Below are 14,970 nucleotides of genomic sequence, written 5' to 3' on the forward strand. Positions count from 1 at the left end.
CCGCGCACGGGCGAGGGTGTGTGCACTCGGGCGCGGTGGTGGTCGGCGTGGTGAGGGTGGTCGGCGTGCGGGGTCAGTGCTCGACGGGGCGGACCGCGACCGAGGTGGTCGACAGCGTGGCCTCCACCCAGATCTCGGTGCCGCGGGCGACCGGCGTCGCGCTCTTCGCCGCCAGCTTCACGGGCTGGCCCGCGAGGCGCAGCAGTACCTCGCCGTACCCCTCGGCCGGGATGGCCGTGACGACCGAGCCGGAGGTGCCGACGAGGTCGTCGCCGCGCGGGGTGACGCTGGTCTGGTCCCGCATCAGGGCCCGGCTGAACTTCCAGGTCAGCCAGGCCGCGACCAGCCCGGCCAGAATTCCGGCGGCGGTCGCCACGGCCGCACCGGCGCCGGTCGTACCGCGTACGATCGCGCCCCCGAAGCCGAGCATCGAGAGGAACCCGGCGATGACCGGGAGCGAGAGAAGACCGTCGAACAGCCCGTCCAGCACGCCGCCGAAGAGACCTTCGAGGATCCCGTCGAAGATCAGGGACAGGACGAGCAGCACGATCCCGGCGATACCGAGACCCAGAAACACGTTCATGCGATCATCACCCTCCCCGATCCCCGGTCCCCGGTCCCGGTCTCCGGAATCCCTCGCGCAATTCCGTCGAACTGGCTGGATGGTCCCATACGTGCGCGCTCTGGTCACTGCCGGGTTCCGGCAATCTCTTACCTGCCCTTTATGCCGGGACTGCACGCCAGGCCGCGTTGTCCACAGGGTGTGGACAACGTCTGCCGTGGTGCGTGGGCAGGGGAACGGGAGCACCCTGGGAGGGAGGTGATCGTCATGGTGATGACAACCGTCGGATGGCACGTGGAGCTGGAGTTCGAGGAGGACGCCCACCGCACGCGTGCGGCCGCTCTCGTACGGCTTCCGGACGGGACGGAGGTGCGGGCCCATGGATACGCCAGCCGCCACCCCTCCGACCGGTCCCAGCCACGGGTGGGCGAGGAGATCGCGGGGGCCAGAGCCCTCAATGAGCTGGCGATGAAGATGCTGACGAAGGCGCACGACGAGATCGACGAGGCGTCCGGCCGGACCTCGCACCCGCTGACCTGAACCGGCCCGACGATCCGAGCCCGGCCCGCGATCCGCACCGGGCCGACGCCCCGGGCCGGGCTGACGCGGACGCGGGGCGTCCCGCGCCGCTCGCGCTGGAGACGCTGGCGGCGTTGCTGGACGGCACCATGGCGGGCGTGGCGGTCCTCGACGACCAGCTGCGCTACCTCTACGTCAACCCCGCCCTCGAACGGATCAACGGCATCCCCGCCTCCGAACACCTGGGCCGCACCATCGACGAGGCGCTGCCGGGGCTCGACGCGCGCGAGGACATGATCCGGGCGGTGCTGGCCGACGGAAGGCCCCGGGAGATCACCGTCAGCGGGTTCACCGCCAGCGACGCCACCGTCCGGCGGTACTGGCAAGGCGTCTTCCACCGCCTGGAGGCCGGCGGGCGGATCCTCGGCGTGGCCGGGATCGTGCTGGAGGTCATGGCCGCCGACCGCAGACAGCGCGAACTGGAGCAGGCCCGGCGCCACCTGAACCTGCTGGACACCGCGGCCACCCGGATCGGCACCACCCTCGACATGGACACCACCTGCGCCGAACTGGCCGAGCTGGTCGTGCCGGGGCTGGCGGACATCGCGACGGTGGAGGTCTTCCCGCCGGACGTCGCCGCACGGGTCCGGCCCGCGCCCGCGGGGGTCCTGCGGCTGCGGCGGGCGGCGCTGCGGGCGGTAGCCGGGCTGGAGGGGGAACTGGTGGCCTTCGGCCTCGGACTGGCCGGTGAGTACATCGACTACCAGGAGGGCGCCGCCGTACAGCGCTGCCTGGCGGCCAACCAGCCGGTGGTGGAGAACCTCACCACCGACGAACAGCTGCTGCGCTCGGCCCCCGCCCCCGAACGGCTCCCCTCCTACCGCGCGCTCGGACTGCACTCGGCGGTCATCGTGCCCGTCGCCGTGCGCGGGGGACCGCTCGGCGTCCTCGGGCTGATCCGGTCCGGCGACTCACCGGTCTTCACCGACGAGGACGTACTGATAGCCCGGGAACTGGCCTCGCGGGCGGCCGTCGACCTCGACCACGCCCGCCGGTACGCGCACGAGCACACCATCGCCCTGGAGCTCCAGCGCTCCCTGCTGTCCGAACCGCGCCCGCCGCACCCGCACATCGAGATCGCCACCCGCTACCTGCCCGCCGACCGGAGCGTGATGGTGGGCGGCGACTGGTTCGACGTCATCCCGCTGCGGGACGGACGCCATCTGAAGGCGATGGGCGATGTGATGGGGCACGGGGTGGAGGCGGCGGTCGCCATGAGCCACTACCGCTCCCTGCTGCGGATGTTCGCCGACGACGATCTTCCGCCGCACCTGATCCTGGAACGGCTGGACCGGATGGTCGAGCGGTCCGGACTCGACCGGGCGGCGACCTGTCTGCTGGCCGTGGTCGACCGGTACGGCGGAGCCTGCGAGGTGTCGAGCGCCGGGCACCTGCCGCCGGTCCTGATCGATCCGCGCGCGGGGGCCCGCGTGTGCGGGGAGATAGCGGTGGGGCCGCCGCTCGGCACCGGGTTCGGCGGCTACCGCACGACCCGGCTCGAATTCGATCCCCGCACGGTGCTCTTCCTGTACACGGACGGGCTGGTGGAACGGCGGGACGAGGACATCGACACCTCGGTCGGCCGGCTGCGCGAGCTGACCCTGCCGGCCGACGGCAGCCTCGACGGCCTGCTGGACGAGGTCCTGGAACGGTTCGGTCCGGGCGCCGAGGACGACATAGCCGTACTCGCCTCCCGGACCCGGCCACGGCCCCCGGCGCCGGAGCAGGCGTTCGACGCCACCTGACCCCGCCCGCGCGAGGCCGGTCCGTTGCGGCCCGTTCCGGCCCGTTCCAGCATGTTCCGGCCTGTTCCGGCCTGTTCCGGTCCTGTCCGCCGTCAGCCCAGTTCCAGGCTGGTGATGCCGAAGAGTCCGGAGCGGTCGAACTCCGGAACCGGGCCCGTGTACATCCGGGCGGTCTCGAACGACGGGGTCAGGCCCAGCCGCTCGGCGAGCCGCACCGCCGCCGGGTTGACGTCGGGTACGTCGATCGCGACCGGCACTCCGGGATCGGCCGCCGCCAGCGCGCCGACCAGCGCACCGGCCACCTCGGGCGACTCCGCGTACACCGGGCCGATGCGGGAGGCGGCCCGGCAGGGCCGGGTCACGGCCAGCCCGCACAGCTCCCCGTCGCGTACGGCCACGAGCGAGGCACGGGTGGGGTGGGCGATCCAGGGGGCAAGGAAGCTGTCGCGCTCGGCCGGGAAGAAGCGGCGGTCGTACGCGGCGAGCCGGTCGAAGGCCACCGAGCGCCCGTCGACGAGTCCGACCCCGGCCGGGACCGGCGAGGCGGGCGGCAGCCCCTCGTACCGCATCGTCGTCCAGGCCGGACGAAAGCCGGATTTACGGTAGTTGTCCTGCTGGGCCACCACACCGTCCAGGCCCACGTTGCGGCCTTCCAGCCGGGCCATCCCGGCCTGCCAGGTCCGGATTCCGTACCCCTGGCCGCGCAGGCGCGGCCGGACGAGGTAGAAGCCGAGGAAACCGAAGCCGGAGCCGTAGCGGACGACGGAGACGCAGGAGACGGGCTCGCCGTCGAGCCGTCCGATCAGGAAGCCGCGGGGGTCGGCGGCGTGGAAGGCGTGACGGTCGGTCAGCCCGGGGTTCCAGCTCTCCTCATGGGCCCACTCGGTGAGCATCGTGAGGTCGTCGGCGCTTGCGATGGTGATCTCGAAGTTCGGCACGGGCAAGCTGTACCCCCCGGGCACCCAGTTCAGCGGCGGGATTCAGCCGAGCAGGAACACGGCGGCCGTGGTGGCGCCCAGCGTCCCTCCGGCGATCGTCTGCGCGACCGTGTGGTACCGGAGCGCGACGCGCGACCAGCACACCGCGACCGTCATCGTGTAGCCGAGCAGCCACCACGGCGAGTGGACGGCGGCGAGCAGCGCGATGACGGCCGAGGCGACCGCCGCGTCCACCGAGATCTTCCACACCGTGTTGACGGCCAGCAGGACCACGGTCATCGCCCAGAGGGCCAGCATCGCCCGCAGGATGCCGTTCGGAGCGTGGCCGAGCACCATCAGCACCGAACCGGTGCCGATGGAGCCGAGGATGACGAAGAAGATCGGGGCCCGCTTGGTGCGGTCGACGACATGCCGGTCGCCCCAGGTGCCGCGCCCGCGCTCCCACTCGATGTACCCGGCGGGTATCAGGCCCGCGCACAGGGCACCCAGGAAGCCCCAGAGCAGACCGGTCCAGTGACCGGCGGCGGCCAGACCGATGCCGAGCATGCCGACCAGCAGGACGTTGCGGGGCTGGAAGACGTCGGTGACGGTCCGGGCGATGCCGGTCGTACCGACGGCGGCGGCTTCGGTGTCCGTGTCGGTGTCGGTGTGCGTGTCGGTGAGTCCGATGGAATCGGTGTCGGTGTCGGTGTCGGTGGGGCCCATGGCGTCGGCGGGGGTCACGCGGTCTCCTCAGGGATGGCCGGGGCGGAGGGGGTGGCCGGGGCTGGTGTGGCGTCGGCCAGCACCTGTGCCGCCCGGTCCTGGGCGACCGTCCGGTACGCGGCGGCCACCTGGACCAGCCAGGTCACCTCGCCGTCCTGGTCGGTGGCGTGCTGGGCCTCCACGGCCGCCGCGGTGGTGGCGGGGGCGCCGTTGTTCCGGGCGGTGAGCGCCGCCTTGATCCAGTACGCCTCGGTGAGCGGCCCCGCCCGGTCCGGCTCCGTGACGCCGTCCGCCGCCGCGGCGGCCTTCGCGGCGGGCAGCAGGGTGTCGGGCACGTAGTGGCGCAGCTTCTCCACCGCGTCCGCGATATCGGCGGCCCAGCGGTCGACGCGCAGGTCGGCGGGGGTGCCGAAGCGGGTGATCTCGCGGGGCAGCGAGGCCGGCGGGTCGAAGGGCTGCTCGGGGAAGGCGACCATCAACTCACGCCACAGCCCGTGCAGTTGGACCTGGGCACGCCAGAGCTTCGCGCGCCGCCGCCCCCTGCTGAGGGCCGGGATCGAGGCGCCCACGGCGAAGAAGGCGAACAGCACCAGCTGGGCGGCCTCGGTGACCTCGTCGAAGCGGAGCGCGAAGGACTCGCTCGGGGTGTCGATGACACTGACCCACAGGAACAGCGTCCGGCTGACGGTGTAGCCGACGCCGATGACCATGGCGAACGTCATCATCCCGAGGCCGACGCGCAGATGGCGCATCCCGGCCCCGGCGGTGGCCAGCGCCCACTGGTACGCGCAGACGGCGGAGGCGGCGCCGAGGTAGAGGTAGAACACGCTCATGTACAGCGTGGCGCCCCACTGCCCGGCGTGGTCGGAGACGAACCGGTCCGAGGGGACGGAGCGGTCGACGACGGTGAAGAACAGCACCGTGAGCAGGATCAGGGTGGCGATCGACGCCTTGGCCGCCACCTGCTGGATGGCGCGGGCGAACCGGACGTGGCGCGGTACGGCCCCGGCGTCCGGGTAGCGGCCGTAGATCGCCACGATGTAGCTGAGGATCGCCAGGATCGCGATCGTCGCCGTGTAGTGCTTGATCAGTACGGCGAGGTCGGTGACGGCGCTGTCGTTGAGCGCGATGCGCACGGCCCGGGTCTTGGTCCACAGGGCGGCGGCGAAGCCCGCGTAACAGCCCCAGAGGGCCCGGCGGCGCTTGTCTTCTTCGTCGCCCCACAGGGCCGAGGGCATGCGCCACAGGGCGACGGCCGTCATCAGGACGGCTATGAGGTAGCCGGCGAGGTCGAGCGGGGTCACGGCGGGGTCCTTGGGGGTGGGGGAACAGGACGGGGAACGGGACAGGAGGCAGGAGACAGGGGGCGGAGGGAACGGGGGCGGGGGGAACGGGACGGGGGTCAGTCCCGGCGGAACAGGCCGCGGCGGCGGTTGGCGACCGGGCGGGAGAGGGAGTTGGCCAGCCGCCCCACCATGTCGTCGCTCGTCACGTCCAGGGCCAGACGGGGGATGAGCGAGGCGCCGAGCTCGGCCATCCGCTCGTCGTGGGTGTCGTACTGCGCGCGGGCCTGCACGGTTCCGTCCCCCGACCGGATCGCGTCGGCGAGATCGGCCACCGCGGGCGGCTGCGGGGCGGAGGGCGCCGACGGGGAGGGAGAGGGGGTGGGGGAGGGCGCGGGGCCGGTGCCCAGGACCCGGCTGATCAGCGAGGTGTCGAAGACCGGGAGCAGACGGCGGAGCTGTTCCGGATCGAGCGAGGTGCCGTGGTCGAACCACTCGTGGCACAGCTCGTGCAGGATCACGTGCTGGGTCTGGTACGCGGTCGGCCGACGGCGGTAGAGCACGAAGCTGGTCCCGCCGGTCTTCAGGCGCAGCCCGCAGGCGGCGTTGACCCGGGCCAGCCGGTCGGGCATCTCGTGCAGCACGATGGTGCGGCCCCGGGCCGCCTCCATGTTCGCCACCAGCGCGTCGATGGAGAAGGGTGCGGGTATGGGCAGGTCGGCCAGCCCGGCCTCGCACTCCTTTCTTAGTTGGCGCAATGACATGGAGGGCTACGCCTCCGGCTCGCCGGGCGTACCGCCGCCGTCCGACGCTCCCGGCTGAGGCGCGGAGCGGCCCGGGGGCTGACCCTTGGACTCCTCCAGCAGGGAGAGCGCGAACTGCAGCAGTTCCGGGGGGAGTCCGTCCTCATCGAGGCCGCGTCCCGCCACCCCGCTGATTTCCCCGGTCCGCCGCATCGCGAGGAACTGGAGCCCGGCCACGACGTCGTCGACGACCTCGGACTCCTCCTTGAAGAACCGCCAGTCCACACCGAAGCCCAGACCGAGTGCCTTCAGGATGTCCTCGGAGGGCTGAGTGACCTTGCCCGCCAGGATGTTGGAGAAGTAGCTGTGCGAGAGCGAGCCGCCGCGTTCCTTGACGAGGTCGGCGAAGAAGCGGCCCGAGATCTTCTGGCCGGGGAAGGTCTTCTCCACCATGTACTCGACCTTCTGCTGCAAGGTCCGCAGCTCCGGTGCGCGTTCCTCGGCGCTGTCCATCGGGCCCCCCACGTATCCGCCGCTTCCGTCCGATCGGTGTTCGCGGTCATCGATTCGGCCAACGGACTCGTACTGTAACGAACACTGACGCGGCGTACCCGAAGCGGTAGGCGGTACGGGAACGGACTTGCGCAAACACGCAACGTCACTGTTAACTCGAAAAAACACGGGCAGGGGACCACGAGGGGAGTCCCCTGCCCGTGAAAACGAGCCGTGCGCGAATTCACTACGGACAAAAGGTGCATTACGCACACAGGTGGGCCGGACCTCGGTGCGCGGGCATAGGTGTAGCCCTTCACGACGGGGGATGCGTGAAGGGCTACACCTGCATTATGACCGCTGGTCAGGCCATCATCAACTGGCGTCCGGCGCGGCGCGCCCGAAGGTGGGCGCACGGAGGTGCGGCGAGGGCGGGCGGCCGGGACCGTGCGCCGGGGCAAGGGATTCCCCTCCCGGACCACCGGGACGGGATGCCACTCCCTTCCACCCGCGCCACCCTCGAAGGAATTTCCAGGCGCATCCCGCGGCGGCCTTTCGAGCACCTCTCCTTCCGCCTTCCCTTCCGGTTTCCCTTCCAGTTTTCCTTCCGCTTTCCATCCCACCTTCCCTCCCCTTTCGCCTCTCACCTTCCCTGACACTTTTCCGGCGCCTTCCCGACGCTTTCCAGGCGATTCCCAGTCGATTCCCAGTCGATTTCCCAAAGCATTACGGAGATCTCCCGCGCATTCTTCACGCCGATCGAACGCTATTCGCGACGGAATTATCACGTGTTATTCTTCAGGGGGCCGATTCGCGGTTCGCTGTGGGGTGCGGGGCTGGTCGCCCGGGACCAGGCGGCTCCGGACGGTTCGCCCGAGCCGCCCCCGACCCCTTGCAGGAAGGGTTCCTCCATGGACCGCGACCGCGACCTCACCACGCATTCCAACGACCGTAATTCCCCGGACTCCGGCGCATCCGGACAGCGTTCCGGGAATTCCGTCCAGGACACCGTCACGGACTTCGCCGAACTTCCGCTGCCCGCCGCGCTGCTGCCGGTGCTCGCCGCCGAGGGCATCACCACTCCGTTCCCGATCCAGGCGGCCACCCTGCCGAACGCCCTGGCGGGACGCGACATTCTGGGGCGGGGCCGGACCGGCTCCGGCAAAACGCTCGCCTTCGGCCTCGCCGTGCTGGCACGCACCGCGGGCAGCCGGGCCGAGTCCCGTCGCCCGCTGGCCCTGATCCTGGTGCCCACCCGGGAGCTGGCCCAGCAGGTCACCGAGGCGCTCACCCCGTACGCCCGAGCGCTGCGGCTGCGGCTGGCCACGCTGTTCGGCGGGGTGCCCGCGGCACCGCAGGCCGCCGCGCTGCGCGAGGGCGCCGAGGTCGTCGTCGCCACGCCGGGCCGGCTCCGGGACCTCGTCGGGCGCCGGAGCTGCCGGCTGGACCGGGTGGCCGTCACCGTCCTGGACGAGGCCGACCGGATGGCCGACATGGGATTCCTGCCGCAGGTCACCGAAGTGCTCGACCTGGTACGGCCGCAGGGCCAGCGGCTGCTGTTCTCCGCGACCCTGGACGACGACGTCGACCAGCTCGTACGCCGCTATCTGCACGACCCGGTGGTCCACTCGGCGGACCCGGTGGCGGGCGCGGTGGCGACGATGGAGCACCACCTGCTCCTGGTCCGGCCCGCCGACAAGTACGCGACGGCGACGCAGATCGCGGCCCGCGACGGCCGGGTGATCCTGTTCCTGCACACCAAGCACGCCGCGGACCGGTTCACCGCCCATCTGCTCGGAAGCGGCGTACGGGCCGCCGCGCTGCACGGCGGCAAGTCCCAGCAGGAGCGCACCCGTACGCTCGACCAGTTCAGGACCGGGCAGGTCACGGCGCTGGTCGCCACGGACGTCGCGGCACGCGGCCTCCACGTCGACGAGCTGGACCTGGTCGTCAACGTCGATCCGCCGAACGACCACAAGGACTATCTGCACCGGGGCGGGCGCACCGCGCGCGCCGGGGCGTCCGGCACCGTCGTCACCCTGGTCCTCCCGGCCGAACGCCGCGAGACGGTCCGGCTGATGGCCGAGGCCGGGATCACCCCGCAGACCACCCGGGTCCACCCCGGGGATGCCGAGCTGAGCCGGATCACCGGGGCGCGCAAGCCCTCCGGCGTACCGGCCGAGGGCGCCGCCCCCACGCGGGAGCGAACCGGTGGCAGCGGTGGCAGCACGCCGTTCCGGGGCCTGGGCAGCCGTCCCTCCAAGCCGGGACGTTCGCGCCGCCCGGACCTGCCCACGGCTCAGGCGCGCGCCGCGGCGAAGCAGCGCCGCACCAACCGGGGCGGCTGAGCGGCGCCCGCTCCGGGAGCCGGGCCGTTACCGCCCGCCCGAGACCCGCAGCACCGCACCGGTCACGTACGACGCCTCGGCCGACAGGAGCCAGCTGATCGCGGCGGCGATCTCCGGGGCGGCGCCGACCCGGCCGAGCGGGATGGTGGGGAGGGCCGTCAGAGCGCGGTCGGGGTCGCCCGCCATGGCGTGCATCTCGGTGTCGATCATGCCCGGGGCGACCGCGTTGACCCGGATGCCGTCCGGCCCCAGCTCCTTGGAGAGCCCGACCGTCAGCGCGTCCGTCGCCGCCTTCGTGGCCGCGTAATGAACGAAGTCCCCCGGGCTGCCCAGTGTGGCGGCGACCGAGGACAGGTTGACGATGGCGCCGCCCCCGCCCGCCGCCAGGTCCTTCGCGGCCCGGCGGCAGCAGAACAGGTAGCCGAGCAGGTTCACGTCCACGACCCGGCGCAGGGTCTCGGCGGAGGTGTCGGCGAGCCGCCCGAGCGGGCCGGTCACCCCCGCGTTGTTGACCAGCCCGGTGAGGGGTCCGAGCCGTTCGGCCACGGTGTCGAAGAGCCGTTCCACATCGGCCTCTTCGGCGGTGTCCGCCCGCACGGTGACGCAGCGCGCCCCGGCGGACCGCACCGCCGCCGCCGTCCGCTCGGCGGCCTCCGCGTCGCGTACGTAGCCCAGTGCGAGGTCGTGCCCCTCCGAGGCGAGGCGGATGCAGGTCGCGGCGCCGATGCCCCGGCTGCCGCCGGTGACGAGGGTGACGGGGCGCGGGGAGTCGGGGGTGCTGCTGTCCGGCACGGGAGGTCCTTTCGGTCGGCCCACGGGCGGGGCGAGGTCAGGAGGCTTTCAGATGGGCGAGGACGGCGCGGACCCGGCGGCTGGTGTCGTGGTTCACCGGTGCTGCCGGGCTCGCCGGACCGGGAGGTCGTGTACGTACGGACGGCGCTGTCGCTGAGGACGAGCCGACGGGCGACGGCCTGGCAGGACAGTGCCCCGGCCAGGAAGGCCAGCGCGGAGTGCTCCCGGCCGACAAGCCGTTCCCGCCGCCGGTCGGGCGCGTGGCCCGCCAGGAGTCCGGCGAGGACGGCCGGGTCCATGGCGCTCCCGCCGTCCGCGACGCGCTCCGGGGCGGCGATGAACCGGTCGGCCTCGGACACGCGCAGCGGGCGGCGGGCGGCGGGCAGCGGTCCTCGGCTACGACGCATCGCAGGGCACCGCCCTCCTCGCTCGGGCCAGGCCGACCGGCGGGCCGACGATCTCCAGTGTGCCGTCGGAGAGCGGCAGGCGGCGGCCCGGGTCCTGGCCTCCAGCGGTCCCGGAAGGCCGTCGGACGTCCGAACGCCCTCGCCGGGGCCATGCCGGTCGCGATCGTCGGCGTCGGTCTGGTCCCGGGCGTCCGCCCGCTCCGGTACGCCGCGGCGCGGACGCTCCGCGTGCGGCCCGTCGCCCGCGTCGCCCCCTCACCCGGGGTGCCGCGCCGCGTACCGCCTTCCCCAGGAGCCGCTGACCGGGGAGGGACGCCGACCGGGGGTGCCGAAGGGCCGCCGTTGGGGTGGCGCCGGGCCGGGGCGCGGCGTGGTGGCGGGTGCGGGGCGCGCGCGGTTGCCTAGCGTCGGCGCCTGACGGACCGTTTCGGCGCACCACGGGTTGAATCGCCCGGCGCTCGCAGACGGCTCCTCCTCAACGGCGTTCCCCTGCCATCGTCTCGCATTGCGGTGGCAGGGGACGCCGACCGCTCCGAGGCGCTACGCCCAGAGGACCCGCGCCAGCTCGATGCCCGCGAACGCCGCGCCCAGCCCCGCCACCACGCTCCCGACGACATTGGCGACGGCGTACGACCGGGCCCCGTCCTCCGCCAGCCGCAGCGTCTCGTAGCTGAACGTCGAGTACGTGCTGAGCGCCCCGCACAGCCCCGTACCGATCAGCAGCTGCAGGTGCGAGGAGGCCGCACCGGCCGCCACCGCGCCGGTCAGCAGGCCCAGGATCAGCGAACCCGACACGTTGACCGTGAACGTCCCCCACGGGAAGACGCTGTCGTGCCGGGACTGCACCGCCCGGTCGGTCAGATAGCGCAGCGGCGCCCCGACCGCGGCCCCGATGATCACCAGCAGCCAGTTCACCGGCTCCGCTCCCCCTCACCGCTGCTGCCGTCCCCGGCTCCGTCCCCGTCCCCGGCTCCGGCTCCGGCTCCGGCTCCGGCTCCGAAGCGGACGATCCGGCACTCTTCCAGGACGACCAGTCCGCCGGTCCCCACCAGTTCCTCGATGAGCGGCAGGAAGGCGCGTATCCGCTCCTCGCTGTCGATGATCACGACCGCGACCGGCAGGTCCTCGCTCAGCGAGAGCAACCGCTGGGTGTGGATCATCGAGGAGGCGCCGAAGCCCTCGATCCCACGGAACACACTGGCGCCCGAGAGACCCGCCCGGTGGGCGCGGTGCACGATCTCGGTGAAGACCGGCCGGTGGTGCCATCCGTCGGACTCACCGACGAGGACCGTCAGGCGCAGGGCCCGTTCCGTCTGGTCCGTCTGGTCCGTCTGGTCCGTCTGGTCCGTCTGCGGGACCGCTGACATCATGGCTGCCTCCAGGCCAGTACGCGGCGGGTCGCCCACACCGCACCCCATACCGCGGCGAGCGCCGCGAGCAGGGTCAGCCCCAGGTACTCCAGGCCCATACGGACCTGCCCGCCCTCGACGAGACGCTGGATGTCCACCGCGTACGTGGAGAAGGTGGTGAACCCGCCAAGAATCCCGGTCCCGAAGAACGGCCTGACCAGCCGGTGCGCCGACCACGCTTCGCTGAGCACCACCATGAACACGCCGATCACCGCGCATCCGGTGACGTTCACGAGCAGCGTCGTCCACGGGAAGCCGACCGGGGCGGTGGGCCAGAGCGACGACGCCCCGTACCGGGCACACGCGCCGATCACCCCGCCGAGCGCGACCACCGCGACAACAGGGCCTTGCGGATTCGGGGCTGCTCCCATGAACACAGATCTCCTGCCTGCTACAAACACCAGGCTAGCGCCGTGGAGCGGGCGGTACGGGCCACGTCCTCCTCCGCTCGCGGTCGTCGCGGCCTTCCCGACGCTCACCTGTCACACACCTCTCGGCACACACCGTGATTCCCGCCCCGCCCGCGGGAGCCGGCCAAAGGCTCGTGTCCCGGGGCGTGCGCCCGCCCGCGGGAGCCGACGGACCCTTAGGGGGACACGCGGGGGACAGCCCCACACCGGTTCGGCGTGCCTGCCGGATGGAGTGGCGCGTCACGCCCAACCAGGCTTGGATCATGAGGAGTTACCGAAAGACCGCCGCGTTCGTCGCCCTGTCCACCACCGTCACCGCCGCCGTGCTCACCGGGGCCGCGCCGCCGGGAGCCGCCGCCTCCACCGGGTCCGTACCCGCGCTCTCCTGGCGGTCCTGCGCCCAGGAGGGCGGGCCCGCCGGGCAGGAGTGCGCCGAGCTGGCCGTACCGCAGGACTACCGGGCCCCGGACGGGCCGCGGCTCTCCCTCGCCGTGACCCGGGTCCGCAGCGACCGGCCGGACGAACGGCGCGGGACGCTCCTGGTGATCGCGGGCGGCCCGGGTGGCTCCGGGGTGCGGCAGGTGACGCAGACGGGCAGGGCCCTGCAACGGGCGACGGGCGGGCGGTACGACATCGTCGGCCTCGATCCGCGCGGGGTCGGCGGCAGCACGAAGGCGGCCTGCGGCCTCGGACCGGAGGACCGGGAGCTGGTGAACATCCGGTCCTGGCCCGGCCCCGACGGCTCGGTCACCGAGAACGTGACCCGGGCCCGGCGCGTCGCCGAGACCTGTGCCCGTAACGGCGGCGCCCTGCTGCGGAGCCTCACCACGGCCAACGAGGTACGGGACATCGACCTCTTCCGGCAGGCCCTCGGCGAGGAGAAGCTCTCGGCGTGGGGCCGCTCGTACGGCACCTACGTGGGAGCGGTGTACGCGCAGAAGTACCCGCGGCACACGGACCGCTGGGTGCTGGACAGCAACGGCGACCCGGACCCGGCGCGGGTCGCGCAGGGCTGGCTGGCCAACATGTCGGTGGGCGTGGACGACCGCTTCCCGGACTTCGCGCGCTGGGCCTCCGCCCCGGCCCGGGACGCGGAGGGGCTGCGGCTCGCCCAGCGGGAACAGGACGTACGGCCGCTGGTCCTGGCGCTGGCGGCGAGGCTGGACCGCGAGCCGAAGGAGACCACCACCCCGGGTGTTCCGCTGACCGGCAGCCGGCTGCTCCAGGCGCTCCAGATGGCGATGCCCTCCGACGGCTCCTTCGCCGGGTTCGCGGCGCTGGTCCGGGCCGCCGGGGACGCCACGGCGAAGCCGGTCCTGCCCGGTGCGCTGAGCGGGCCGCTGCCGGACGCGGACGCGGCGGTCGCGATGGGCGTGGTCTGCAACGACGTGCGCTGGCGGGGCACCGTCGCCGCACACCGGCGGGCCGTCGCCGCCGACCGCGTGGCGCACCCGCTGACCGCCGGGGCGCCGGTGAACGTCACCGCGTGCTCCTTCTGGAAGGACGCCCCCGCTGAGGAGCCGGCCAGGATCACCGGCGAGGGTCCGTCCAACATCCTGCTGATCCAGGGCCTGCGCGACCCGGAGACCCCCTACTCCGGCGCCCTGAGGATGCGCGCGGCCCTCGGCGAACGGGCCCGTATGGTCACGGTGGACCAGGGCGGCCACGGCATGTACCTGGACAACGGGAACGCCTGCGGCGACCGCGCCGTCACCGCCTTCCTGACGACGGGCCAGCGGCCGGAGCGGGACATCCTCTGCACGGACTGACCGCGCCCGGCCGGACGGCCGTGTGACTACGTGGCCGGACGGCCGTGTGACTACGTGGCCGGACGGCCGTGTGACTACGTGGCCGAATGGCCGGATGGCCGCCGGGCCGCCCGGCCGCCACGTCAGTCGCAGCCCGGTGTCGGGTGGCCGTCGTTGCGGGACCGGGTCAGGAGGGAGATCACCTCGTCGTCGGGGGTCTGCGAGAAGTCCCGGTACCACTCGCCGACCGCGTGGAACATCCGGGGCACCGACAGGCACACCACCTGGTCCGCGACCCGGCGCAGCCGTACGAGCGCCTCCGGCGGCGCGACCGGTACGGCCGCCACCAGCAGGGCCGGGCGCTGGGCCCGTACCACCCGGCAGGCGGCCTCGGCGGTGGCGCCGGTCGCGACGCCGTCGTCCACGACGATCACCGTCCGGCCGGCGAGCGGAATCCGGGCCCGGCCCGCCCGGTACACCCGGGCCCGGCGGGCCAGCTCGGCCTGCTCGACGCGTTCGACCGCCGCGAGGTCCTGCCGTCCGGCCCGCAGCGCAGTGGCGACGTCCTCGTTGACGACGCGTACCCCGCCTTCGCCCAGCGCGCCGAACGCCACCTCCTCGTGGTGCGGCACCCCGAGCTTGCGGACGACGATCACATCCAGCTCGGCACCGAGGGTCTGCGCCACCTCGAAGGCCACCGGAACGCCGCCGCGCGGAAGGCCCAGCACGACCGGGTTCTCCCGCTCCAGGCGGCGCAGTGCCTCGGCCAGCTGCTGTCCCGCGTCGGCGCGGTCGACGAACAGCACGGC

The 14,970-nt window shown here is 73.0% G+C and carries 14 protein-coding genes and 1 pseudogene; 4 read left to right on the plus strand and 11 right to left on the minus strand.

What is annotated here, in order from left to right:
* Nucleotides 1–73: 73 nt before the first annotated feature.
* Complete coding sequence (locus ACFVWY_RS00560) at nt 74–583, minus strand: hypothetical protein (protein WP_389865627.1); 510 nt, start codon at nt 581–583, stop codon at nt 74–76.
* A 246-nt stretch (nt 584–829) separates the two neighbouring features.
* On the opposite strand from ACFVWY_RS00560, the gene ACFVWY_RS00565 reads away from it, so the two are divergent.
* The gene (locus ACFVWY_RS00565; protein WP_389865628.1) at nt 830–1,102 is read left to right on the plus strand and encodes a DUF1876 domain-containing protein; all 273 of its coding nucleotides are present in this window, start codon (nt 830–832) and stop codon (nt 1,100–1,102) included.
* 113 nt (nt 1,103–1,215) lie between these two features.
* Nucleotides 1,216–2,886 carry a SpoIIE family protein phosphatase gene (locus ACFVWY_RS00570; RefSeq protein ID WP_389865631.1) on the plus strand — a complete coding sequence of 557 codons (1,671 nt, stop codon included), beginning with the start codon at nt 1,216–1,218 and terminating at the stop codon, nt 2,884–2,886.
* 92 nt (nt 2,887–2,978) lie between these two features.
* Here the strand turns inward: ACFVWY_RS00570 and ACFVWY_RS00575 are convergent, their stop codons facing one another.
* The 5 genes from ACFVWY_RS00575 to ACFVWY_RS00595 form a co-directional block, all read right to left on the minus strand.
* Nucleotides 2,979–3,824, minus strand: a complete 846-nt coding sequence (locus ACFVWY_RS00575; protein WP_389865633.1) for a GNAT family N-acetyltransferase — start codon at nt 3,822–3,824, stop codon at nt 2,979–2,981.
* A gap of 42 nt (nt 3,825–3,866) precedes the next feature.
* Nucleotides 3,867–4,529, minus strand: coding sequence for a hypothetical protein (locus tag ACFVWY_RS00580; RefSeq protein ID WP_389866298.1), 663 nt, complete (start codon nt 4,527–4,529; stop codon nt 3,867–3,869).
* 14 nt (nt 4,530–4,543) lie between these two features.
* Complete coding sequence (locus ACFVWY_RS00585) at nt 4,544–5,833, minus strand: MAB_1171c family putative transporter (RefSeq protein ID WP_389865635.1); 1,290 nt, start codon at nt 5,831–5,833, stop codon at nt 4,544–4,546.
* Between the two features lie 98 nt (nt 5,834–5,931).
* A complete protein-coding gene (locus tag ACFVWY_RS00590; RefSeq protein WP_389865638.1) occupies nt 5,932–6,576 on the minus strand; it encodes a toxin in 645 nt (214 codons plus the stop codon).
* 6 nt (nt 6,577–6,582) lie between these two features.
* The gene (locus ACFVWY_RS00595; protein WP_389865639.1) at nt 6,583–7,068 is read right to left on the minus strand and encodes a hypothetical protein; all 486 of its coding nucleotides are present in this window, start codon (nt 7,066–7,068) and stop codon (nt 6,583–6,585) included.
* Nucleotides 7,069–7,958: 890 nt separating this feature from the next.
* Here ACFVWY_RS00595 and ACFVWY_RS00600 point away from each other — a divergent pair.
* A complete protein-coding gene (locus ACFVWY_RS00600) occupies nt 7,959–9,395 on the plus strand; it encodes a DEAD/DEAH box helicase (RefSeq protein WP_389865642.1) in 1,437 nt (478 codons plus the stop codon).
* 27 nt (nt 9,396–9,422) lie between these two features.
* On the opposite strand, the gene ACFVWY_RS00605 is transcribed toward ACFVWY_RS00600, so the two are convergent.
* The 4 genes from ACFVWY_RS00605 to crcB (ACFVWY_RS00620) all read right to left on the minus strand — a co-directional run bounded on the left by ACFVWY_RS00605 (nt 9,423) and on the right by crcB (ACFVWY_RS00620) (nt 12,374).
* On the minus strand, nt 9,423–10,187 hold the full coding sequence (locus ACFVWY_RS00605) for an SDR family NAD(P)-dependent oxidoreductase (protein WP_389865645.1): 765 nt from the start codon (nt 10,185–10,187) through the stop codon (nt 9,423–9,425).
* Nucleotides 10,188–11,134: 947 nt separating this feature from the next.
* Entirely contained in the window at nt 11,135–11,509 is a 375-nt protein-coding gene (gene crcB / locus ACFVWY_RS00610; protein WP_389865647.1) for a fluoride efflux transporter CrcB, read from the minus strand.
* Nucleotides 11,506–11,964, minus strand: a complete 459-nt coding sequence (locus tag ACFVWY_RS00615) for a DUF190 domain-containing protein (protein WP_389865650.1) — start codon at nt 11,962–11,964, stop codon at nt 11,506–11,508. Before ACFVWY_RS00615 ends, crcB (ACFVWY_RS00610) begins: the two co-directional genes overlap by 4 nt.
* Nucleotides 11,961–12,374, minus strand: coding sequence for a fluoride efflux transporter CrcB (gene crcB, locus ACFVWY_RS00620; protein WP_389865653.1), 414 nt, complete (start codon nt 12,372–12,374; stop codon nt 11,961–11,963). Before crcB (ACFVWY_RS00620) ends, ACFVWY_RS00615 begins: the two co-directional genes overlap by 4 nt.
* Nucleotides 12,375–12,676: 302 nt before the next feature.
* On the opposite strand from crcB (ACFVWY_RS00620), the gene ACFVWY_RS00625 reads away from it, so the two are divergent.
* Nucleotides 12,677–14,182, plus strand: a complete 1,506-nt coding sequence (locus tag ACFVWY_RS00625; RefSeq protein WP_389865655.1) for an alpha/beta hydrolase — start codon at nt 12,677–12,679, stop codon at nt 14,180–14,182.
* A 149-nt stretch (nt 14,183–14,331) separates the two neighbouring features.
* On the opposite strand, the pseudogene ACFVWY_RS00630 reads toward ACFVWY_RS00625, so the two are convergent.
* Nucleotides 14,332–14,967, minus strand: a pseudogene (locus tag ACFVWY_RS00630) (phosphoribosyltransferase); the annotation flags it as partial.
* Nucleotides 14,968–14,970 lie beyond the last annotated feature (3 nt).

It is taken from the genome of Streptomyces sp. NPDC058195 (assembly GCF_042883525.1).
Classification (GTDB): Bacteria; Actinomycetota; Actinomycetes; order Streptomycetales; family Streptomycetaceae; genus Streptomyces.

What these genes read in the sequence shown, in the direction of transcription:
- ACFVWY_RS00560 (WP_389865627.1), bottom strand. Translation starts at nt 583, where the DNA reads ATGAACGTGTTTCTGGGTCTCGGTATCGCCGGGATCGTGCTGCTCGTC.
- ACFVWY_RS00565 (WP_389865628.1), top strand. Translation starts at nt 830, where the DNA reads ATGGTGATGACAACCGTCGGATGGCACGTGGAGCTGGAGTTCGAGGAG.
- ACFVWY_RS00580 (WP_389866298.1), bottom strand. Translation starts at nt 4,529, where the DNA reads ATGGGCCCCACCGACACCGACACCGACACCGATTCCATCGGACTCACC.
- ACFVWY_RS00590 (WP_389865638.1), bottom strand. Translation starts at nt 6,576, where the DNA reads ATGTCATTGCGCCAACTAAGAAAGGAGTGCGAGGCCGGGCTGGCCGAC.
- ACFVWY_RS00595 (WP_389865639.1), bottom strand. Translation starts at nt 7,068, where the DNA reads ATGGACAGCGCCGAGGAACGCGCACCGGAGCTGCGGACCTTGCAGCAG.
- ACFVWY_RS00600 (WP_389865642.1), top strand. Translation starts at nt 7,959, where the DNA reads ATGGACCGCGACCGCGACCTCACCACGCATTCCAACGACCGTAATTCC.
- ACFVWY_RS00615 (WP_389865650.1), bottom strand. Translation starts at nt 11,964, where the DNA reads ATGATGTCAGCGGTCCCGCAGACGGACCAGACGGACCAGACGGACCAG.
- crcB (WP_389865653.1), bottom strand. Translation starts at nt 12,374, where the DNA reads ATGGGAGCAGCCCCGAATCCGCAAGGCCCTGTTGTCGCGGTGGTCGCG.
- ACFVWY_RS00625 (WP_389865655.1), top strand. Translation starts at nt 12,677, where the DNA reads ATGAGGAGTTACCGAAAGACCGCCGCGTTCGTCGCCCTGTCCACCACC.